The organism is Streptococcus parasanguinis (genome assembly GCF_047465465.1).
GTDB classification, from domain to species: Bacteria; Bacillota; Bacilli; order Lactobacillales; family Streptococcaceae; genus Streptococcus; species Streptococcus parasanguinis_AI.
In genome coordinates this window covers 212803-235031 of the sequence record NZ_JASGZU010000001.1, presented here as the reverse complement: position 1 = coordinate 235031, position 22229 = coordinate 212803, and the positions used below count along the sequence as shown (strand labels likewise).

The window sequence follows — 22229 nt, the reverse complement described above, 5'->3', positions numbered from 1 at the left end:
CGTCTTAATAAGAAAGAGCACCAATTGCGGTTGCAAAGATTGCACCAACCGTTACAATCAACATAATCACAATAACCACCATCGTGATCATTTCAAATGGTGTTTTTTTACGTTTTCCGTTATCTCCAAAAGCCACTGCTAATACCTCGATTACTATAAATTCATTAGCCCTATTTTACCACGAAATAGGGGATTTTTCAAATCGAGCCTACACAAAAGAGAGTGGGACAGAAATCGGTAATTCGTTAGAATTCGATTTCGTCGTCCCACCTCCGCACAGTTGAGTAGGGCTGTAAAAGCTGATGAAATCAGCGTAGTAGAGCCCACTCAACCACTGCGTCTTGCTCGACAATCCAAAAACAATTAAGAGGCTAGGACTTTTGTCCCAGCCTCTTTATGGATAGATTTAGGAATCTTTTCTTACTCGTAAAACACTAACAGAAAGAACTGCCAGTAAGACACCCATGACAAGAACAACCGGTGTCATCTTTTCACCTGTACTTGGAAGAACTTTTTTCTTACCAGGTTTTGGAGCTTCTTCTTCTTTGACAGAAGTTGATGAATAGCTAGAACTTGATGAAGATGATGAGGTTGATGATTTTGGATCTGGATTCGGACTTGGTTTTGGATCTGGTTGTGGTTTAGATGGCTCTGGATCTGGTTTTGGATCCGGTTGCGGTTTAGATGGCTCTGGATCCGGTTGTGGTTTAGATGGCTCTGGATTTGGGGTCGGAGGGGTTTGGTCTTTCTCACCCAATCCTTCGCCAGATCCTGATTCTAATCTCACTTCGCGGGTTAAGCTACGAGGTGCTGGGAAATTGGTTGCTGTCCATGTTAACGCGTTATGAACAAGATCACCTACTTTTGTACCAGGAGCTACTTTGGTCGAATATTCGATATACATTGGCCAGTTGTAGTTATCTCCAAAATTAATGGTAAAGCCAGTAATTTTGCCATCTGCATTCTTTTCAAAAACCGCTTTTTTAGTAAAGTTATCAAGAACTGGAAGATTTAAAATCTGCGCTTCATTCTTAATGCCACCTTCTACAGGATTATATCGAACAGCACGCAAGCTACCTTCAACTAGAGTTAAACCATCTCCAAATTTGTCTTTAATGACCATTCCACGGAGGATATCTTGACGAGCATTTAAGAGAATACGCCATTTGACAATGGTCGGATCAGACTTATCTTGGTAGCCATATTTCATCTCATAGTCTCCAGCTTCTCCATCAGTCTTTTCATAATTCAATGAAAAATCCGTATTTCCAAGTTTAAATTGGATTGGAGATGTTTTAGTAACCACTTCGGAGTCTACTTTTACATCAAAATGCAAGGCAACTCGTTTATTAAGTGGATGAGATACGAAATAATCATTAAAGGTAACGGTCACTGTTTTCTTACCTGTATTAACAACCGCTTTCCCCACAGTTTGACCATTTGATTGGCCTTCCTCAAGAACATTGAATTCCAATGCTGTGTAGAGGGTTAATTCTTTTGGTAAGCTAATTGTTAAAGTATCACCAGCTTGAATGGCTTGCGAATCAGGGAAGGCCAAAGAAATGCTTGCTGACAATTTTTCATTCGTCAACACCTTGCTCCCATTCGTTAAAGGATTGCCATCTTTCGTTAAGCGTGCTGTCTGTGTATAAGACGAGACTTCAGCGGCCTGAATTGTTTTAGTCAAACCAGCTGTGAATAGAATCGTTAGCACTAAGACAAGTGACCATACAATTTGACGGACCTGTTTCATAAATTCCTCCTCTGCTCGCCTGTTTGCGAGCTATTTTTTATAGATTTAAAGACCAATTTCTGCTTGGACAACTGCAGCAATGGTATCTACATAGTAGTCCACTTCTTCATGTGTTGGTGCTTCTGCCATCACTCGAAGGAGGGGTTCAGTTCCACTTGGACGCACGAGGATGCGGCCATTTCCTACCATTTCTGCTTCCATTTTTTCAATGATTTCACGAATAGCAGGCACTTCCATCGCCTTGTCTTTCATGCTATTTTCAACCCGAATATTGACCAGTTTTTGTGGATAAATGGTTACTTCAGCAGCCAATTCAGATAATTTCTTGCCGGTTTCTTGCATGATTTTTGTCAATTGAACGCCTGTTAATTGACCATCACCTGTTGTGTTGTAATCCATGATGACTACGTGACCAGATTGTTCACCACCAAGATTGTATCCTGATTTGCGCATTTCTTCGACCACATAACGGTCTCCAACAGCTGTGATTTCTTTTTGAATTCCCTTTGCATCTAATGCCTTGTGGAAGCCGAGATTGGACATGACAGTTGTGACGATCGTATTTTTTTCGAGCAAGCCCTTGCTTGAAAGATAAGAACCGATGATGTACATGATCTTATCTCCGTCTACAATCTCTCCATTTTCATCAACAGCAATCAAGCGATCGCTGTCTCCGTCAAAGGCAAGACCAATCGCTGCGCCTACTTCTTTCACTTTCTCCTGCAAATGCTCTGGGTGAGTAGAACCAACCCCATCATTGATGTTCAAACCATCCGGGTTTTCACCTATGACGGTCAACTGAGCTCCCAAATCTGCAAAGATTTGACGGGCACTAGTAGAGGCTGCACCATTTGCTGTATCTAAGACTACGTGCATGCCCTCAAGTTGAACGCCTGTCGATACAAGGAATTCTTGATACTTACGCAACCCTTCTGGATATTCCATGACCGTTCCTAAACCTTGGGCACTTGGACGTGGAAGCGTATCTTCAGCCGCATCAAGCAAGGCTTCAATTTCAAGTTCGCGATCGTCATCCAATTTGAAGCCATCACCACCAAAGAATTTGATGCCATTATCCAAGGCTGGATTGTGGCTAGCAGAAATCATCACTCCGGCGCTGGCTTTTTCCGTACGAACTAGATAAGCAACACCTGGTGTTGCAATCACACCCAACTTGTAGACACGAATCCCAACAGATAAGAGGCCAGCAATTAAGGCATGCTCTAACATTTCACCAGAAATACGCGTATCACGTCCAACAAATACCAAGGGCGTTTCTTCTTCGTGTTGGCTCAAGACATAGCCACCGAAACGGCCTAGTTTAAAAGCCAATTCTGGCGTTAATTCTACATTTGCTTCTCCACGGACACCGTCCGTCCCAAAATATTTACCCATTCTTCATTACCTTTTTTACTTTCTAATTACTTGAACTGGAGGAGGTCGACGACGAGCTGCTTGAGCTTGACGTAGACGAGCTACTCTTTGTGGTCACTTGAATCCGTGTTTCACTCGGCTTGACCAAACCTGGTAGAACATTTCCTTGGGCATCTACTGCATTTAAGGAAATAGTTCCGCTATAATTTCCACTAATGATCTCACTGGATGGGAAGACCGCTTGGACATGATCAATGCGACTCAAGGTTTCTTGATCGCTGGTCACTTCTACCTTGGTGGTTTCAAGAGAAATATCCGAAACCGTTATTCCATCCACAATTTGATTGTCCGGGATCGTAGCCCTGACCGCAAACGATTTTTTCGCTTTCTTCCCGATTTTTACAGAAACTTTCTGAGGCTCTACGGTTGCGGTCAAACCAGCCGGAAGATCTTCCACAATCAACGGCACTTCAACGGTACCTTCCTTGGCCTTACGAAGATCCGCTACCACGCGAAACTTCCGAGTTCCCGGCTGCATTTCGCTTGCTAGAGCGACCCGGTTTGAACCCTTTAGAAAGACTGTTACTTCCGATGTTAACCCACTGACAAAGTATGTCTTGTCATTGTACTTGGCATCAATCGGAATATTGGTCAAGGTATTGGTGTAGGTCTCTGAACTTACTTGTCTAGCACTACTATTATTTTGAAAATTAAAGGATGACGCATTAATAAACAAGATAAAGGACAATAAGACGGAGGCAAAAACATAAAGAAATTCTTTTTTCGATCTCATTTTGTTACCCTCCCAAATAGACGCTCTTTCCAACTACTCGTTTTATTCTCTTCAGGAACCAAGAAGGATCTCAATTCTGCCTCGAACTCTTCTAAAGTTAAATCGTGTCGGAAGGTTCCATTATAGGTCATAGAGATCCCGCCCGTTTCTTCTGATACCACAAAGGTAAAGGCATCCGAAACTTCAGACAAACCAATGGCTGCGCGGTGACGCGTTCCGAACTCTTTTGAAATTCCGGTATTTTCCGTCAAGGGCAGGTAGGCACAAGAAACGGCAATTTTATCATTGCGGACAATGACCGCTCCATCGTGCAAAGGAGTATTAGGAATGAAGATATTAATCAGCAATTCTCCTGAAATTTCCGCATCTAGTGGAATCCCTGTGGAAATGTATTCCTGAAGGGTTCTGGCCCCTTGAATAGCTACCAAGGCACCAATCTTACGTGGGCTCATATAAGCCACTGCCTTGACATAGGCCTGTACCATTTTCTCTTCCTGACTGACTTCACTCGTCGTAAAAAATTCTGTCGCCCGACCTAAACGCTCTAAGCCAATCCGAATTTCAGGGGAGAAAATCACAACCAGCGCGATAACCCCATAGGTAATCACTTGATTGATCAGCCAAGAAATAGTCGTTAAACCCAAAAAATTGGCTAAAAATTGAGCCAAGAAAAAGATAATAACTCCACGCACCAAAATCATGATCTTGGTCCCGACGATGGCCTTGATCAAAAAATACAGCAACCAAGCCACCAGGGCAATATCGATGATATTGATAATAACACTCCACCAATTTGGGAACAAACTGGTCCAAAATTGTGGATTTGAAAACTGTTGAATATTCATATTCTCATACCTACCACTTCTCTAAAAGACATCATCTTATTATAACACGTTTCAACAGATTTTTCTGTAACCTTCTGATGCTTTTTATGATAAAATATGATTTATGAAGATAAATACAACCTTGGGCCTTCTGGCAGGAAAGCTTTCCGGCTCTATTCTAGAAAAGATGGGGCGGGGATCAACCCTACCAGGTAAAGTAGCCCTCAAATTTGATAAAGATATTCTCAGTCAACTGGCAAAAAACTATGAGATTGTTGTGATTACAGGGACAAATGGAAAAACCCTGACCACTGCGCTAACAGTAGGTATTCTCCAAGAAGCTTTTGGACCTATTTTGACCAATCCAAGTGGGGCCAATATGATCTCTGGGATTACAACGACCTTCTTACGTGCTAAGCATTCGAAAGCAAATCGACCGATTGCGGTACTTGAAATTGACGAGGCCAGCCTCTCTCGGATTTGTGATTATATTAAGCCCAGCCTTTTTGTGGTCACTAATATTTTCCGGGACCAGATGGACCGCTATGGAGAGATCTATACGACCTACCAAATGATTTTGGATGCTATTCACAAGGTCCCAACTGCAACAGTCTTGTTAAATGGTGATAGTCCGCTCTTTAATAGTCAGACCTTATCCAATCCGATCCAATATTATGGATTTGATACTGACAAATCAGAGCCACAACTAGCTCATTACAATACGGAAGGAATCCTCTGTCCGCATTGCCACAACATCCTCCAGTACAAGCTCAATACCTATGCTAATCTTGGGGATTATATCTGTGAGCACTGTGGTTTCCACAGGCCTTCTCTGACTTATGCCGTATCGGATCTCCTCTCATTAACCCAGCGCTCTTCCCAATTCCGGATCCAAGGGCAAGATTACCACATCAATATCGGTGGTCTCTACAACATCTATAATGCCTTAGCAGCTGTCTCTGTTGCTGGATTCTTTGGAGTGCAACCTGAAGTCATTAAGCAAGGATTTGATCGCAGTCGCGCTGTCTTTGGTCGTCAGGAAACCTTTAAGATTGGGGATAAGGAATGTACCTTGGTCCTGATTAAAAATCCGGTTGGTGCGACCCAAGCCATTGAAATGATCAAACTAGCCCCTTATTCCTTTAGCTTGTCCGTTCTTCTCAATGCGAATTATGCAGACGGAATCGATACAAGCTGGATTTGGGATGCAGACTTTGAGCAAATCACCCAGATGGACATTCCAGAGATCAATGCTGGCGGAGTGCGCCACTCTGAGATTGCTCGGCGACTTCGGGTCACTGGCTATCCTGCAGAAAAGATCACAGAAATGGCTGAATTAAAAGAGGTTTTCCAACGCATCCAGCAACAGGAAACCCCTCACGCTTACATTTTAGCTACCTATACAGCCATGCTAGAATTCCGTGAACTTTTGGCCCAAGAACACCTGATTGAAAAGGAGATGCACTAATGACTTATACTTCCCTAGAATCTTCTGATCAGGCACAGTATCCCTACAGCCTGCGTATTGCCCATCTCTATGGCAACTTAATGAATACCTATGGGGACAATGGGAATATCCTCATGCTCAAGTACGTTGCGGAAAAGCTTGGAGCCCATGTCACTGTTGATATCGTCTCTCTCAAAGACCGGTTCGACCCTGATGCCTACGATATCGCCTTTTTCGGCGGCGGGCAAGACTACGAACAGACCATTGTATCCGAGGATCTACCAGATAAAAAAGAAGACCTCGAACGCTTCATTCATGACGATGGTGTAGTCCTTGCTATCTGTGGTGGCTTTCAGCTTCTAGGCCAATACTACATTGAAGCTTCTGGCAAACGCATTGAGGGACTTGGCATTATGGGCCACTATACGCTCAACCAAGAAAACAATCGCTACATTGGCGACATCAAGATCCATAATGAAGAGTTTAACGAGACCTATTATGGTTTTGAAAACCACCAAGGTCGGACCTTCTTAGCAGAGGATGAAAAACCGTTGGGCAAGGTCGTCTACGGAAATGGGAACAACAAAGAAGATGGTTGCGAAGGCGTTCATTACAAAAACGTCTTTGGGAGCTACTTCCACGGTCCTATCTTGTCCCGAAATGCCAATTTGGCCTATCGCCTAGTGAGCACTGCCTTAAAAAATAAATATGGCAAGGACCTTTCCCTACCGGCTTATGAGGAGATTCTAAGCCTAGAGCAGCCGGAAGAATACGCTGATGTGAAAAGCAAGGTACCGACTGAACAATAAGGAGATAATGATGAACAAAAATAATCTACACTACATTGCTTTATTACTTTTAATTTTATTGATTGCTGGTATTTCCCTTGCAAACATGCAATCAGTCACTGTGAATTTCCTCTTGGTCCAATTTAAATTGCCCTTGATCATTCTGATCTTGCTCTGTGTCCTCTTGGGTGCATTTGTCATGACCTTGGTTAATTTTTCAAAGGGCTTCTCACTAAAAAAAGAACTCAAGAGCACTCAAAAGCAACTAGAGGAAGAAAAGAAAGAAGTTAAAATAGAAGAAAAAAATAACAACTAAAAAAGCACCGATCGGTGCTTTTTTCATGCTTTTCTAATGTCTTTTTGCATGCAATTTTTTTGCGACTACTTGTGCTAGGAGTGAAAAGAGAATAACTCCAGCTCCAATCAGGAGAAAGGATTCTACTCGGACACTTGGTAACCAGGTCATCAAGCCTTTAGCCACAGGCATAAAGAGAATGGCTAATGTAAAAATGGTGCTTAAGACCCTGCCCAGGTAGTCTCCTTCTACCTTGGTTTGCACTTGGGTAAAAAAGTGGATATTAAAAATCGTCATAAAGAGTTCACAGACTAAGTTTCCAGAAAAGGAAAGAAGAGGAGGAAGGGGCAAGCCCATCATGAACACTCCCACTCCTGTTAAAATCAATAAGAAGAGAAGCATCTCCATACTTGATTTAAATTTATTAGCGATCAAGGCTCCGATGATGGAACCAATAGCTCCTAACGTTAAGATGGTCGCATAAGCACCCTTTACTCCGTAGAGTCGATTGGAAAATGGGAGTAAAAACTCAAAAGCCGCAAAAAAGAAATTGACACTGGAAGCCACCAAGAGGAGGAAGAAAATCTCTTTCTGATGCCAGATATAGTGCAATCCATCCTTGATATCAGAAAAAATATCTTTTCCCGTGAACTGTTTCTTTTCTTGAACTTTGGCTTCTTCTTTCGGAAGGAATGCCACTAGGGCAAAAGCGATGAAAAAAGTCAGCGCATCTAGTAAGAGCGTCAGATGAAGACTTGCAAATTGTAAAACAAGGAAAGAAAGCACCGGAGAACTGACTCCTACAACCTGTAAAACCAACTCCAAGCGGGCATTATAGGTCACAATCTCTTCTTTCTCTACGACCTCAGTGATGATGGCTTTGTTGGCCGTACGAGAAAATGCAAAGGCAATGGCCTGAACAATATTGGCAACAATCAGGGCTGCAATCATCCAGCTATCATTTCTGATAAAAGAAATGACCAGACAGAGAATCCCACAAATCAAGTCTGTTGTCATCAAAATCTTGCGACGGGAAAAACGATCTGAGATCACCCCTCCAAATGGATTGACTAGAATGGAGGTGACGAGTTCAGAAATCTGATAAATCCCTAATACCGTCTTTCCCACCGTCCCCATCGAGGCCAGCCAGACACTGTTCCCATAATCATAGAGCATATTTCCCATTCTATTGATCGCCCCACGAGCAATTAATTGGACTGCATGTCGCTTCATAAAAAAACCTCCTTCATTTTCTGAAACTATTGTATCAGTTCATGAAAGAGGTTTTCATTTTGTCCCTTATTTGGGAAAATTAATAAATTACAATTTTATAAAAGGGTACCTACTGTTCTTTTGATTGAAGCTGCTTGGCGACTACTTGTGCCAAGAGTGAAAAGAGAATAACTCCAGCTCCAATCAGGAGAAAGGATTCTACACGGACACTTGGCAACCAAGTCATCAAACCTTTGGCGATAGGCATAAAGAGAACAGCCAAAGTATAAATCGTACTCAAGACTCTCCCCAGATAATCATCTTCCACCTTGGTTTGCACTTGAGTAAAAACGTGGATGTCGAAAATGGTCACAAAAAATTCACAGACCAGATTTCCCGAAAAGGAAAGATAAGTTGGAAGAGGCAAGCCCATCATGAACACTCCTACACCTGCCATGATAAGCAAAAACAGGAGAATTTTCATACTTGATGTAATTTTATTGGCAACAAGTGCTCCTAGAATAGATCCAATAGCTCCCAATGTTAAGATGGTCGCATAAGCCCCCTTGCCCCCGTAAAGTCGATTGGAAAATGGAAGTAAAAACTCAAAAGCCGCAAAAAAGAAATTAACGCCGGAAGCCACCAACAAGAGAAAGAAAATGTCTTTCTGATGCCAGATATAGTCTAACCCCTCCTTGATATCAGAAAAAATATCTTTCCTCGTAAACTGTTTCTTTTCTCGAACCTTTGCTACTTCTTTCGGAAGGAATGCCACTAGGACAAAGGCAATGAAAAAGGTCAGCGCATCTAGTAAGAGGGTCGCATGGAGACTGGCAAATTGTAGAACTAGGAAAGAAAACACGGGAGAACTGACACTAACAACTTGTAAGACCAGCTCCAAGTGCGCATTATAGGTTACAATCTCTTCTTTCTCCACAACTTCTGTAATAATGGCTTTATTGGCAGGTCGAGAAAAACCAAAGGCAATGGCCTGAACAATATTGGCAAAAATAAGAGCCGCAATCATCCAACGATCATTTCTGATAAAAGAAATCGTCAAACACAGGAGACCACACACCAAGTCGGTCGTCATCAAAATCTTGCGACGAGAAAAACGGTCTGAAATCACCCCTCCAAAAGGATTCACGAGGATCCCTGTCACTAACTCAGAAATCTGATAGATTCCTAATACCGTCTTTCCTATAGTCCCCATTGAGGCCAGCCAGACACTATTCCCATAATCATAGAGCATATTTCCAATTTTGGTAATCGCTCCACGACTAATTAATTGGACCGCATGTCGGTTCATAAAATCTCCTTTATCTCTCTCCTATTTAGGAACATTCATCTATTACAAATTTATCAAAGTGTTCTTGATAGTAAGCTACCTGCTCTGGAAGACCTAGCACATCAAAAATATGCATAGCCTCTTGCATTTGCTGACTCCCTTCTTTCTCTTGTCCCTTCTGATAGAGGGCAAATCCCTTGAGGTAATGAAAGACATTGCGTTCGTAGAGTTTGATGCTCTTCCCGATAATCTTTTCCACAGAGGCCTCAAAATAACTAGCACTTTCAAAAGAACGGTGTTCTAAACAATGCTGGTAACAATTGAGGGCTAGAATCAAGACCAGTTTTCGATGGCGACCAATTTCCTTGTAGAAATCTTCCCGCTCCATCACTTCTCTACCAAGCCTAGTGACATAATCCACATCATAAAAGCTATAAAGATTGCCAAAGAGGATCAACTCATACATGGTCCATTCTTCCGTTTGAAAGAGATAATCTGCCACCTTTTCCAGATCACGTTGGTTCATCGTGTAGCTGGCATCTCTCTGGCAAATCAGCCCTTGTAACAAAATCCAGTTCAATTCAAAATAAAGGGGACTGGTCGAACCTTTAGCCTTTTCAAGTTGTTCTCCTTGAAGCCTTTGAAAACCAGCAATATCATTTGCATAGTAAAGCGGAATAATCTGAGCCATCAAGGCCACATGCTCATGGTGTTGGAAATTTCTGGCCTTATCCATAAAATTCTCAACAGTCACATGGATATTGTCCAAAATTTCAAAGAAGCGCGACGTAGCTAGATCCGACTCCCCCAATTCAAAACGGGATAACTGGGAGGTCGAGCAAGCTTCTCCTGCAGCTTCTTTTAACGAATAATTTTTACTGATTCGAAATTCACGAAAAACTTTGCCTAAATCTTCCATTTGATTACCACTTAAATTCCTTTAAGTACCTTTCTAACTCTTGCAAATATCCTTCGTAGAATCCATGTTCTTCTTTAACGGAAAAATCTAATTGTCTTAAGTAAGAAATCAGCCAATCAACCAATAGATCATACTGATGAAGAGGTAGGCGTTTCATCTGCTCTTCAACAAAAGAAATGGCCTCCGCAAAGCGCTGCTCTTCTAAAACTTGCTGAAGATAGTGATTCCCGTTGATGAATTTTCCTTCCTCATCCTCATACTGCCCCAAATCTAAATTCTGAATCTGCAGGCGCAAAGTTGTACCAATAATATCGGCTACACCTTTAATCTGCTTCATAAACCAATCATTTTCAGTCATCACAATGTTCTCCTTAGGCAAATTAGAAAACTACACTTTCTCCGCTAGTTCTTCCCATTCTATCATGGCTTCTTCTTGGGCGGCGGTCAGCTGGTCGATTTGCTGCTGGCTCTCCATGAGTTCGCCGGTTTCATTGGTGGCCTACAGCTTCTTTTAACGAATAATTTTTACTGATTCGAAATTCCCGAAAAACTTTGACTAAATCTTCCATTTATTCCACCTGCTCTGACAGTTCTGCCCATTCTTCCATAACTGCTTCCTGCTGGACAGTCAGTTGGTCCAGGTCACTCTGGAGTTGAACTAAGTCGGCTGCATCGTTGGTGCTATGCATGGTTTCGGTGATGTCTTGGATTTTTTGATCTAGCTCTTCCATCTCTGCTTCCAATTGCTCAATGCGGCGGGTGATTTTGCGGAGTTCCTTTTGATTTTGCTTTTGCAGGTGATAGTCATTGCCAGTGACTTCTTCCGTTGAAGAAGCGGGCTCAGCTTCTGCTTGCGCTGCAGCAAGGGCCTCTAACTCTGCTTTCTTCTCCAGATAATAGTCATAGTCTCCTAGGTAAAGGGTCGAGCCCTCTTCTGAGAGTTCCAAAACCTGTGTAGCCACCCGATTGATAAAGTAGCGGTCGTGGCTGACAAAGAGCAGGGTCCCATCAAAATCAATCAAGGCATTTTCCAGTACTTCCTTGCTATCAATGTCCAAGTGGTTGGTCGGCTCATCGAGAATCAAGAAATTGTTGTTTTCCATGGACAGCTTGGCCAAGAGTAGACGCGCCCGCTCTCCACCTGACAGCATGCCGACGGTTTTCTTGACATCGTCCCCTGAGAAAAGGAAGGCTCCTAGGCGATTACGAATTTCTACTTCTGGTGTCAGTTTAAAGTCATTCCAGAGCTCATCCAAGACACTATTGTGAGGGGTTAGTTTACTTTGGGTCTGGTCATAGTAGCCCACCTCGACATTGGCCCCAAAACGGGCTTCCCCCTTGATAAAAGGAATCTGCCCGACAATAGACTTGATAAGAGTAGATTTCCCGATCCCATTTGGTCCGACAATAGCGACCGCATTCATCTTACGGATATCCAGATTGATGGGCTCTGACAGGATTTGATCATCATAGCCAACGGCCGCCTCTTCTACTGTCAAAACGACATTACCAGAGGCCTTATCAGAATGGAAGGTCATATGGGCAGACTTGGTCCCAGCTTCGGGCTTGTCTAGGCGCTCCATTTTTTCCAACTGCTTGCGACGAGACTGGGCCCGTTTGGTAGTCGACGCCCTCACCAAATTACGGTTGACAAAGTCTTCAAGCGCTGCAATTTCTTTTTGTTGCTTCTCGTAGTTCTTGGCTTCGGTCAGAAGCTTTTGCTCTTTTTGCTCGACAAAGCTGGAGTAATTGCCGACATAGCGATCTAAAGAATGCTTGGTCAAATCCAAAGTAATGGTTGCGACCTTGTCTAAGAAATACCGGTCGTGGCTGACAATGAGAAGGGCCCCGCTATAATTGACCAAGTAATTTTCCAACCAGGCAATGGTCTCAATATCCAAGTGGTTGGTCGGCTCGTCCAGTACCAAGAGATTTGGCTTCTCCAAGAGCATCTTGGCTAGGGCTAGACGGGTGTTTTGCCCTCCAGACAGCTCTTCAATCTTCATCTGCCACATGGACTCATCGAACTTGAAGCCGTTTAAAATCGCGCGAATATCTGCCTCATAGGTGAAACCACCAGCTTGACGGAATTCTTCCGATAAACGGTCATAATCCAGCATGAGTTTGTCCAAGTCAGCCCCAGTTTTTTCCCCCATCTCCAGCTCCATCTGCCGCAAACTTTTCTCCGTCTTACGAAGATCGTCAAAGACATGAAGCATCTCATCGTAGATGGTATTGGACGACTCAAAGCGACTATCCTGGGCTAGATAGGAAAGAGAAAGGTCGCGCTTTTTATTGATTTCCCCAGAAGTCGGCTCTTCTTCTCCCACCAAGATTTTTAAGAGCGTCGACTTACCGGCTCCGTTCTTTCCAACCAGGGCAATCCGGTCCCGTTCATCCACTTGCAGGCTGATATTATCAAAAAGAACCTCCCCTGCAAAAGAGCGTTCAATTTTGTTGGCTTGTAAAATAATCATGTTCCTATTTTACTATCTTTTTACGGATTAAACAAGGGAAGACGAAGCATCAAAAAAATCCCGAGCCCCTTGAGGCCCAGAACTTTTAGCAAGTATTTTTAAACTCATTCTTCCTTGTATAATTGTCGGACTGCTTCTACATCTGAATCCTGGATACTGTAGAAAGAGCCAGCTGGTTGCATGACCGATTCTCCATCTGTGTGGTCCAACCCAATCGCATGGCCTAGTTCATGCTCAGCTGTATTGACAATCCGATCATAACTATAGTTATAGATATAATTTAACAGATAATGGCGATTGAGGCGAACTGTGATGTGGGTGAACCGATTGGTTAAGAGGTTAGTTTGAGAGGCAGTCTCTCCTGCTGCAGAAACGGATGCGTTGTCCATCTCGGTCAAGACCACATTGGCTTCTTTTTCATTTGTGACCAGCTTGAAAGTAAAGGCGCCTGTTTGGTTCCAAGCCTCAATAGCATCCCGATAAGCTTTTACAAAAGTTTGACTGATATTAGGATCCAGGTAGACCGTGGCCTCCGCTTTTTCCCAGCGAGCACCGCTATGCTCATGATTGTCCGTCTGCGTGGTCTGTGAGCTAGGTGTCATCCCAAAGCGCGATGCAAAGCCCTGATCACCAAATAAATTGCCGACTTGATAGACAACCTTTTGGGCAGCTCGCCCAACCCCATCCATACCAGAACTAGGAGAATCTGTGAAATAGATGATCCCCACAAGGATGAGAAAACTGATCGCAATGGTCCAGAAAAATCCCCAAAAGAGACTCCAAGCCATGCGAAGGATTCCTCTGAAAAACCGAAAAATAGTTCTCATACATTCTCCTTTCTCTTAAAGAAGGTATGTAATTGTAACACTCCATGCTTAAAAATAACTTAAATAAACCTGCTTTTTTGCTTATTGATGGATGGTTACTCTTCCTGTCTGGTAATCCAGGCTCATTCCACTTTGAACATTGGGAACAAAGACATTGAACTCAAGAGTCCCGTCACTCGATTTGGCTTCGATCTGAGAACCTAAAGGAATCAGATCTTCCGGCTGATTGTAGATCAAAGTGACCCGATAGCGGAGCCGCTTGTTCTTATCTAGGGCTTTTCGAACCAGGGTCTCGTAGTAGTTTTGACCAGTGGAATGAGGATCATTGGCTTGATTGGACCAAGCCGTTTGAACGGCGATATTTTTGGGATTGCTAGTAGAGGCGTCAAAGCCTTTAAGATTGCCGATCAAGGCGTAGCCCAATAGATGACCTCTATCCACAGCATGGTCGTACTCGCCTGACAGATTATGAACCTGATGCCAACCTGCAGGTTTCCAATCGGTTAGGCCACTTCCTGTTGCATCGCGATCTCTGTACTGACGAGTCGCCTTAGTCATGATGGCATTGGCCACTGTCGGTACGGTCTTTCCATTGACTTCTTTTGTCTTGTTATCCGCATAGGGTTGACTAGCCACACTGGCATCCAAATCTGTTCGATTGCCCTTAACGACAAAGGCTCCAGCGCCATTCCATTCTATGTCATTTCCTAATTGTGAACGAGCAGATTTCGTTAGTACAGAGCTAGCTAACTCTTTACTGGGTGTTTCTTGTTGGCTACTCGTCACCACCGAAACAACCTGATCCGTCGCTTCTTTTATCGTCGGTTGATTAAAATAATAGCCCCCGATTGCTAGGGCTGTTGCCACCACAAAACCTGCTAAGGTTTGTTTGGTTCGTTTGGTTAACGTTTGTTTTGTCATGCCTCTCTCCAAAAAAGAGCAGCGCTAGATGGGTCACTGACTCGATTCGCTGCTCTCCTTTTTACTCAATGTTATTTAAATCTTATTTGCCGGTTAGCTTCCCAATGATTTCTGACCAGGTATCCGGAGAGAGAATGGACCATGGATTTTTTCCATCTCCAATCACTCCATAGCCAATGACCAAACCAACTGCAAAAATGATGATGGCAATCACAGCCAACAGGAGGACAATTCCTAGCTGTTTTCCAACATAGCGAAGATTAGTTTTCATCGTCTTCTTCCTCTACACGTTTCACGTCTGCACCTAGTGCCACCAATTTCTCATGGAATTGATAATAACCACGATCTAAGTGACTTAATTTGCTGACCTTTGTTTCTCCTTCTGCCACTAAGCCCATCAAGACAAGCGTTGCACTCGCGCGCAAATCGGTCGACATGACCTCTGCACCTTGGAAGCTTTCACCTCCTACGATACGAGCTGTATCCCGCATAATATCTGAGTGAACGCCCATTCGACGCATCTCTTCCAAATGTTGGAAACGATTCTCAAAGACGGTTTCAATCATGGTGGACTCACCCTTAGCCATGGCCATCAAGGCTGTAAATTGAGCCTGCATATCAGTTGGGAATCCTGGGTACGGAAGAGTTTTAACGGTCACTGGACGGAGCTTACTGATATCCGATTGAATCCGAATTCCATTTTCTTCTTCGGTTACCGTCACGCCCATCTCCTGCATCTTAGACAGCAACGGACGATTGTGTTCCCAAATGGCATCTTCGATCAAGACATCTCCACCCGTCATGGCTGCCCCAATCATAAAGGTTCCAGCTTCGATGCGGTCTTGTACAACATTGTGGTCTGCCCCGTGCAAGCTCTCCACACCGACGATGGTTAAGGTCTCAGTTCCTGCCCCCTTGACAGTAGCTCCCATTTTGTTGAGCAAAAGAGCTAGGTCGACAATCTCAGGTTCCCGCGCAGCATTTTCAATCACGGTGACTCCATCAGCCAAGGTTGCGGCCATCATAATATTTTGTGTCGCCCCTACTGATGGGAAATCCATATAGATATGTGCTCCCTTGAGACGATCTGCTTTCGCTTCAATATAGCCGGCCGTTTGTGTAATTTCAGCGCCCATGGCTTCCAGACCTTTGAGATGGAGGTCTATTGGACGACTACCGATCGTACAGCCTCCAGGCATGGAAACCTTGGCATGGCCATTGCGTGCCAAGACAGGACCCAAGACAACGATAGAGGCCCGCATCTTGCTCACATACTTATAAGGCGCTTCCTCTGATAATTTTGCTTGCGCATCTACGACAACCGTATTTTCTTCTTCATTGAAGGTCACTTGTGCATTCAACCCACGAACGACATTGTTCATTGTGAAGACATCTGATAAAACAGGGACGTTTTTTAAGGTTGTCACGCCCTCACTTGCAAGGACTGTTGCAGCAAGAAGCGGGAGGACAGCATTTTTTGCTCCTTCGATTTTGACAGTTCCAACTAGTCGATTATTTCCACCATTAACGATTATTTTTTCCATACGGGATTGTTCTCCAATTTCTTAAAGTCACGACTTCTATCATACCATATTTTTGATAAAATGTGGCTAGAATTGGCCAATAAAAATCTGCCGACTCATCTCATACACGCTGATAAAAAATGAGCTGGCTAGATAGCCGATTCCAATGCTGAGCATCAAGATCAAAAAACGGATTTTAACAGCATTTTCAGTACTTACTTTTAAAAACTTTTCCCATTGAACCAGGTTCAACAATAGGTAATAGGCAAAAAAGATAAACAATAAATGGCTTGAAAAGTTAAAAATCATTTGGATCATACAGCTATTATACCATATTTGATTCTCACTTTCTTCTTTTGATTCTCACTCAACAAAAATAAGGTGAGGACATACCTCCACCTTATTTTGAATATCTTATAAACGATTTCCGACATTAATCCGGTTAATGGCGCGTTGAAGAGCAATTTTAGCACGACGTTCCATATCAACCGAATGCTGATCTTTGGCTTCTTCAATCGCTTTTTCAGCTCGCAGTTTGGCACGTTCTGCACGACTAATGTCAATATCTCGAGCACGTTCGGCAGAATCGGCAACAATGGTAATGACATTATCAGCTACTTCGATAATCCCACCATTGACTGCAATCCAATCAATATGTTTGTCATCGTCGACACGACGAACCTTTACTTGGTCTACAGCCAAAACCGCAATGGTATTGATATGATGAGGTAAAATCCCTAATTCACCATCAATTGTCTTGACAGATACAAATGCGGCATGATGATCATAAACCAGTCCATCCGGTGTAACGATTTGGACGTTCATTTGACTCATCTTTCACCTCTTCTTAGAATCCCATTTTTTCAGCTTTGGCAATCACATCTTCGATCGATCCAACACCACGGAAGGCATCTTCAGGAAGATGGTCATATTTTCCGTCCAAGATTTCTTTAAAACCACGAACAGTTTCTGCAACAGGTACGTATGAACCAGGTTGACCGGTAAATTGTTCGGCAACGTTGAAGTTTTGTGACAAGAAGAATTGGATCCGGCGAGCACGAGCAACCAAGGTCTTTTCTTCGTCAGACAATTCATCCATCCCCAAGATCGCAATGATATCTTGCAATTCATGGTAACGTTGAAGGACGCGTTTGACCTCAGATGCGACTGCATAGTGTTCTTCTCCTACGATTTCTGGAGAAAGGGCACGTGAACTTGATGCCAATGGATCCACCGCAGGGTAGATCCCCAATTGTACCAATTTACGTTCCAAGTTGGTGGTTGAATCCAAGTGGGCAAAGGCGGTTGCTGGCGCTGGGTCTGTATAGTCATCGGCTGGCACATAGATGGCTTGGATGGATGTAACAGAACCTTTCTTGGTTGACGTAATCCGTTCTTGCAATTGCCCCATTTCAGTTGCCAAAGTAGGTTGGTAACCAACGGCTGAAGGCATCCGTCCCAAAAGGGCTGATACTTCAGATCCGGCTTGGGTGAAACGGAAGATATTGTCGATAAACAAGAGAACGTCCTGACCTTCGACATCACGGAAGTATTCCGCAATGGTCAAACCAGTCAAAGCAACACGCATCCGTGCTCCAGGTGGCTCATTCATTTGTCCAAAGACCATGGCTGTTTTTTCAATAACGCCAGATTCTTTCATTTCCCAGTAAAGGTCATTTCCTTCACGTGTCCGTTCCCCAACACCGGTAAATACAGAAATACCACCGTGTTCTTGGGCAATATTATGGATTAATTCTTGAATCAAGACAGTCTTCCCAACTCCGGCACCACCGAAGAGTCCGACCTTCCCACCTTTCAAATAAGGGGCTAAGAGGTCAATGACCTTGATCCCTGTTTCAAGAATTTCTTCTGAAGTAGAGAGCTCGTCAAAGGATGGAGCTTTTTTGTGGATGGAGTCACGAGGAGCATCCTCAGCAAAAGGTTGATCCAAGTCAATGGTATCTCCAAGAACATTGAAGACACGTCCCAAGGTTTCTTTTCCGACAGGAACAGAGATTGGACGACCTGTGTCCAAGACTTCCATTCCACGTGTTAAACCATCGGTTGATTCCATGGCGATGGTCCGTACGACCCCATCGCCAAGTTCCAAAGCTACTTCAAGAACGACTTTTGATTTTTGTTGGTCATTTTTATAGACTACAAGCGCATTATTGATCTCAGGAAGTTTATCTCCAACGGAAAAGGCAACGTCTACGACGGGACCTACGACCTGAGAAATTTTGCCTAAACTCATGTCATTCTCCTATTCTAAGTAATTTCTACTGCTCAAAAGTTCTCTTTCGAGCATCTGTTTTTGTATAAAAAATTGTATCCGACAACTATTCAAGGGCGCTAGCACCTGCAACGATTTCGGTAATTTCTTGTGTAATCGCTGCTTGACGAGCACGGTTGTATTGAATCGTTAATTCATCAATGACTTTCTTGGCATTGTCTGTTGCAGTTTGCATGGCCATCATCCCCGCAGCATTTTCAGCTGTTTTAGCATCAATAATGGCACCATAGATCATGCTTTCAGCAAATTGAGGGAGCAATTGATCCAAAATGGCATCTCGACTAGATTCCAATTCTAGATTCAATACATAATCCTCATCTGCTTCATTGGGGTCCAAATCAATAATCGGAAGCATCTGTTCTACCCGCATTTGGCTAGTTAAACTGTTAACGTGATGGTTGTAACAGACATACAACTCATCAAACAAGCCTTCCTGATACATTTGGACTGTTTTTGAAATGATCTTACGAACTTCCTTAAAGCTAGGCTTATCAGGCAAACCACGCAATTCATAAACCGGCTGAATCCCACGGGCACGGAAGAAATCCGCACCGACACTTCCAATACAGATCACTTCAAAGTCATCTCCAGTTGGATGGTATTCTGCCTTCATTTCCATCATGGTTTTAAGGATGGAGGCATTGTAGCCTCCGACCAAACCACGATCAGATGTAATGACGATATAAGCTGTCTTTTTTACCGGCCGACTCACCAACATAGGATGGGATTTGGCATTTTCTGTTTCATGTCCATGGAGCAAGTCTGTTAGTAACTTACGTACCTTAGCGGCATAAACCTGAAAATCCTTGGCTGCTTGCTCAGATTTCCCGAGTTTAGCAGCAGACACCATCTGCATAGCATTGGTAATTTGACTGGTATTTTTAGTGGATGCAATTTTATTTTTTATATCATTTAATGAAACTGCCATCTTCCACTCCTATTTCTATTTGAAATTTGACTGGTTGACAAATTCTGTAAGGGCTGCATCCAGTTCTTCTTCTGCTGGAAGATCATGTGTCGAACGAATCGTCTCAAAGATTTGGTTATAATGTGCTTCAAAGTAATCAAACAACTCTTCTTGGAAACGAAGAATATCGTCTACTGGAACACTATCTAAGAAACCATGAGTCAAGGCATACAAGATCACGACTTGTTTTTCAACTGTCAATGGTTCATGAACAGGTTGTTTCAAGACTTCAACTGTTCGGCGACCACGGTTCAATTTCGCTTGAGTCGCAGCATCCAAGTCACTACCAAATTTCGTGAAGGCTTCCAATTCACGGTATGAAGCAAGGTCGATACGAAGGGTACCAGCAACCTTCTTCATAGCCTTGATTTGGGCAGCTCCCCCTACACGGGATACAGAAGAACCTGCATCAATGGCTGGACGAATACCAGCATTGAACAAACTATCTTGCAAGAAGATTTGTCCGTCTGTGATCGAAATCACGTTGGTTGCGATATAAGCAGAGATATCTCCTGCTTGGGTTTCAATAATTGGAAGGGCAGTAATAGAGCCCCCACCCAATTCATCTGAAACTTTAGCTGAACGTTCCAACAAACGGCTGTGGAGATAGAAGACATCCCCTGGGAAGGCTTCACGTCCTGGTGGACGACGAAGAAGAAGGGACAATTCACGGTAGGCTACGGCTTGTTTTGACAAATCATCATAGACGATCAAAACATGTTTACCGTTATACATGAACTCTTCTGCCATAGCAACCCCGGCATAAGGTGCCAAGTAAAGCAATGGAGACGGTTGAGAAGCCGAAGCGGTTACCACAATCGTATAATCCATGGCTCCGTATTTACGAAGAGTTTCTACTTGCGTACGAACTGTTGATTCTTTTTGACCAATCGCCACATAGATACAGATCATGTCTTGACCCTTTTGGTTCAAGATCGTATCGATGGCAATCGAAGTTTTCCCTGTTTGACGGTCCCCGATGATCAATTCCCGTTGACCACGTCCGATTGGAACAAGGGCATCAATGGCTTTCAAACCAGTTTGTAGGGGTTCTGAGACAGATTTCCGTTGCATAACACCAGGAGCTGGTGTTTCAACTGGACGGAATTTATCTGTTACAATCTCACCCAAGCCATCAACTGGTTGGCCAAGTGGGTTGACAACCCGACCAATCAAGGCATCCCCTGCAGGGACTTCCATGATTTTACCTGTACGACGGACTGAGTCTCCTTCACGAATATCTGTAAAATCACCCAAGATGATGATCCCGACATCCGTTGTTTCTAAGTTTTGGGCCATCCCGTATGAGCCATTTTCAAAGATCAACAACTCACCACTCATGGCATTTTCAAGACCATGAGCACGGGCAATCCCGTCACCAATGTAGGTTACAACACCTGTCTCAGTGACGTCAAAGTTTGGCTTGAAATTTTCAATTTGTTGCTTAATTAAAGCGCTGATTTCTTGTGCGTTAATCGCCAAAATTCACACCACTTTCTATTTCAATTTAGATTTTATAACTTGCAATTGGTGTTTGAGACTGGTATCCAACGTTTTATGATTGGCTGTCACGACAAAGCCACCAATTAAATCTGGATCGATCTTTTGTTGGATCGAGCGAACTTGAATCCCAAATTTTCTTTCGATAATGGGGATTAGCTTTTGCTCTTGAACAGGATCCAAACCAGCAACCGTCGTAACAGTGACGACAAATGCGTTGCTCAACAGTTGAATCTGATCCAAACAAATCGTTACAATGTCATAAAATAAGGCTTCACGATGATTGAGAATAACCACTTCAATCAAATGGTCGAGTAATTGTGAATCAGAGGGTTGAAAAAGTCTGAGACTTTTTGCTTTCTCTTCATCCTCTACACCGATATGAGCTAAGAAGTTAGCAAGTCCAGTCTCCTCAAAAATCCCCTTGATTTGGGTCAATTTTTCAAAGACTAGATCTTGTTCTCCTTTTTCAAAGACCAATTGAACAAAAGGCTGGGTATATTTCTCAATCACCATCAGTTGCTTTTTGTCCATTAGGCTTCTCCTAATTCATCAAGATAGCGATCGATCAGTTGGCGTTGACCTTCAGCATCCAGCTCTTGGCTCAACAATTTGCTGGCAAGATTGACAGTGAGATCTGCCACATCGCCTTTGATACTGTTCAATGCTTCTTCTTTGTTATGCGCAATTTCTTGTTGCGCTTTTTCTTTCAAACGTACTGCTTCTTGAGTGGCTTCAGAAAGGATCTGAGATTTGTTCTTTTCTGCAGTTTCCTTTGCATTTTCGACGATAGACGCAGCTTCTTTGCGGCTACCTGCCAACTCTTCTTCACGTTTACTTGCTAGTTCCTCAGCTTTTTGACGAGCTGATTCTGCTCCATCAATATCATCTGTAATTTTTTTGGCACGCGCCTCTAAAATATCATTGATATTGTTCCAAGCAAATTTCTTTACTAAAAAGATTAATAATAGGAAGGAACCAGCAATGAGAATAAAGTTACCAATAATTTCACTCATTGATACATGCAT

24 protein-coding genes are annotated in these 22229 nt (G+C 43.2%); 3 read left to right on the top strand and 21 right to left on the bottom strand.

The window, feature by feature from the left end; all coding sequences use genetic code 11:
• Nucleotides 1-4 precede the first annotated feature (4 nt).
• The 5 genes from QM351_RS01185 to cdaA form a co-directional block, all read right to left on the bottom strand.
• On the bottom strand, nt 5-136 hold the full coding sequence (locus QM351_RS01185) for a DUF4044 domain-containing protein (protein WP_003011566.1): 132 nt from the start codon (nt 134-136) through the stop codon (nt 5-7).
• A 270-nt stretch (nt 137-406) separates the two neighbouring features.
• Nucleotides 407-1753, bottom strand: a complete 1347-nt coding sequence (locus QM351_RS01180; RefSeq protein ID WP_414326196.1) for an Ig-like domain-containing protein — start codon at nt 1751-1753, stop codon at nt 407-409.
• Nucleotides 1754-1798: 45 nt separating this feature from the next.
• Entirely contained in the window at nt 1799-3148 is a 1350-nt protein-coding gene (gene glmM / locus QM351_RS01175) for a phosphoglucosamine mutase (RefSeq protein WP_414326194.1), read from the bottom strand.
• A gap of 22 nt (nt 3149-3170) precedes the next feature.
• A complete protein-coding gene (locus QM351_RS01170; protein WP_023917720.1) occupies nt 3171-3920 on the bottom strand; it encodes a YbbR-like domain-containing protein in 750 nt (249 codons plus the stop codon).
• Nucleotides 3917-4765, bottom strand: coding sequence for a diadenylate cyclase CdaA (cdaA, locus tag QM351_RS01165; RefSeq protein WP_023917718.1), 849 nt, complete (start codon nt 4763-4765; stop codon nt 3917-3919). The genes QM351_RS01170 and cdaA overlap by 4 nt, the downstream gene beginning before the upstream one ends.
• A gap of 103 nt (nt 4766-4868) precedes the next feature.
• Between cdaA and murT the strand changes: the two genes are divergently transcribed.
• The 3 genes from murT to QM351_RS01150 are packed head-to-tail and all read left to right on the top strand — an operon-like array spanning nt 4869 to nt 7295.
• A complete protein-coding gene (gene murT / locus QM351_RS01160) occupies nt 4869-6212 on the top strand; it encodes a lipid II isoglutaminyl synthase subunit MurT (RefSeq protein WP_414326193.1) in 1344 nt (447 codons plus the stop codon).
• Complete coding sequence (gene gatD / locus QM351_RS01155) at nt 6212-7000, top strand: lipid II isoglutaminyl synthase subunit GatD (protein ID WP_414326192.1); 789 nt, start codon at nt 6212-6214, stop codon at nt 6998-7000. Before murT ends, gatD begins: the two co-directional genes overlap by 1 nt.
• 10 nt (nt 7001-7010) lie before the next feature.
• On the top strand, nt 7011-7295 hold the full coding sequence (locus QM351_RS01150; protein ID WP_024056107.1) for a lipopolysaccharide assembly protein LapA domain-containing protein: 285 nt from the start codon (nt 7011-7013) through the stop codon (nt 7293-7295).
• Nucleotides 7296-7328: 33 nt separating this feature from the next.
• Here QM351_RS01150 and QM351_RS01145 read toward each other — a convergent pair whose 3' ends face one another.
• The 16 genes from QM351_RS01145 to atpF form a co-directional block, all read right to left on the bottom strand.
• Complete coding sequence (locus QM351_RS01145; RefSeq protein WP_414326191.1) at nt 7329-8507, bottom strand: MFS transporter; 1179 nt, start codon at nt 8505-8507, stop codon at nt 7329-7331.
• Nucleotides 8508-8616: 109 nt separating this feature from the next.
• Nucleotides 8617-9795 (bottom strand): MFS transporter, encoded by a 1179-nt coding sequence (locus tag QM351_RS01140; protein WP_414326190.1) that lies wholly within the window; start codon nt 9793-9795, stop codon nt 8617-8619.
• A gap of 25 nt (nt 9796-9820) precedes the next feature.
• Nucleotides 9821-10693, bottom strand: a complete 873-nt coding sequence (locus tag QM351_RS01135; RefSeq protein WP_414326189.1) for an XRE/MutR family transcriptional regulator — start codon at nt 10691-10693, stop codon at nt 9821-9823.
• A gap of 4 nt (nt 10694-10697) precedes the next feature.
• A complete protein-coding gene (locus QM351_RS01130) occupies nt 10698-11051 on the bottom strand; it encodes a hypothetical protein (RefSeq protein ID WP_371494626.1) in 354 nt (117 codons plus the stop codon).
• Nucleotides 11052-11262: 211 nt separating this feature from the next.
• On the bottom strand, nt 11263-13170 hold the full coding sequence (locus QM351_RS01125) for an ABC-F family ATP-binding cassette domain-containing protein (protein WP_070465619.1): 1908 nt from the start codon (nt 13168-13170) through the stop codon (nt 11263-11265).
• 104 nt (nt 13171-13274) lie between these two features.
• Entirely contained in the window at nt 13275-13997 is a 723-nt protein-coding gene (locus tag QM351_RS01120; RefSeq protein WP_414326188.1) for a M57 family metalloprotease, read from the bottom strand.
• Nucleotides 13998-14078: 81 nt separating this feature from the next.
• A complete protein-coding gene (locus QM351_RS01115; protein ID WP_031573398.1) occupies nt 14079-14918 on the bottom strand; it encodes a DNA/RNA non-specific endonuclease in 840 nt (279 codons plus the stop codon).
• Nucleotides 14919-15000: 82 nt separating this feature from the next.
• Nucleotides 15001-15189 carry a DNA-directed RNA polymerase subunit beta gene (locus QM351_RS01110; RefSeq protein ID WP_024056063.1) on the bottom strand — a complete coding sequence of 63 codons (189 nt, stop codon included), beginning with the start codon at nt 15187-15189 and terminating at the stop codon, nt 15001-15003.
• Nucleotides 15179-16462 (bottom strand): UDP-N-acetylglucosamine 1-carboxyvinyltransferase, encoded by a 1284-nt coding sequence (gene murA, locus QM351_RS01105; protein ID WP_414326187.1) that lies wholly within the window; start codon nt 16460-16462, stop codon nt 15179-15181. The genes QM351_RS01110 and murA overlap by 11 nt, the downstream gene beginning before the upstream one ends.
• A 66-nt stretch (nt 16463-16528) precedes the next feature.
• Nucleotides 16529-16759: a DUF1146 family protein gene (locus QM351_RS01100; protein ID WP_013903322.1), complete on the bottom strand. Its 231-nt coding sequence runs from the start codon at nt 16757-16759 to the stop codon at nt 16529-16531.
• A gap of 96 nt (nt 16760-16855) precedes the next feature.
• Nucleotides 16856-17275, bottom strand: a complete 420-nt coding sequence (locus QM351_RS01095) for a F0F1 ATP synthase subunit epsilon (RefSeq protein WP_003002471.1) — start codon at nt 17273-17275, stop codon at nt 16856-16858.
• A gap of 13 nt (nt 17276-17288) precedes the next feature.
• A complete protein-coding gene (atpD, locus tag QM351_RS01090; protein WP_013903321.1) occupies nt 17289-18695 on the bottom strand; it encodes a F0F1 ATP synthase subunit beta in 1407 nt (468 codons plus the stop codon).
• Between the two features lie 85 nt (nt 18696-18780).
• Nucleotides 18781-19662, bottom strand: coding sequence for a F0F1 ATP synthase subunit gamma (locus QM351_RS01085; RefSeq protein WP_414326186.1), 882 nt, complete (start codon nt 19660-19662; stop codon nt 18781-18783).
• Nucleotides 19663-19677: 15 nt separating this feature from the next.
• Complete coding sequence (atpA, locus tag QM351_RS01080; RefSeq protein WP_003006447.1) at nt 19678-21183, bottom strand: F0F1 ATP synthase subunit alpha; 1506 nt, start codon at nt 21181-21183, stop codon at nt 19678-19680.
• A 15-nt stretch (nt 21184-21198) separates the two neighbouring features.
• Nucleotides 21199-21735, bottom strand: a complete 537-nt coding sequence (locus QM351_RS01075) for a F0F1 ATP synthase subunit delta (protein ID WP_024055549.1) — start codon at nt 21733-21735, stop codon at nt 21199-21201.
• Complete coding sequence (atpF, locus tag QM351_RS01070; RefSeq protein WP_195326910.1) at nt 21735-22229, bottom strand: F0F1 ATP synthase subunit B; 495 nt, start codon at nt 22227-22229, stop codon at nt 21735-21737. The genes QM351_RS01075 and atpF overlap by 1 nt, the downstream gene beginning before the upstream one ends.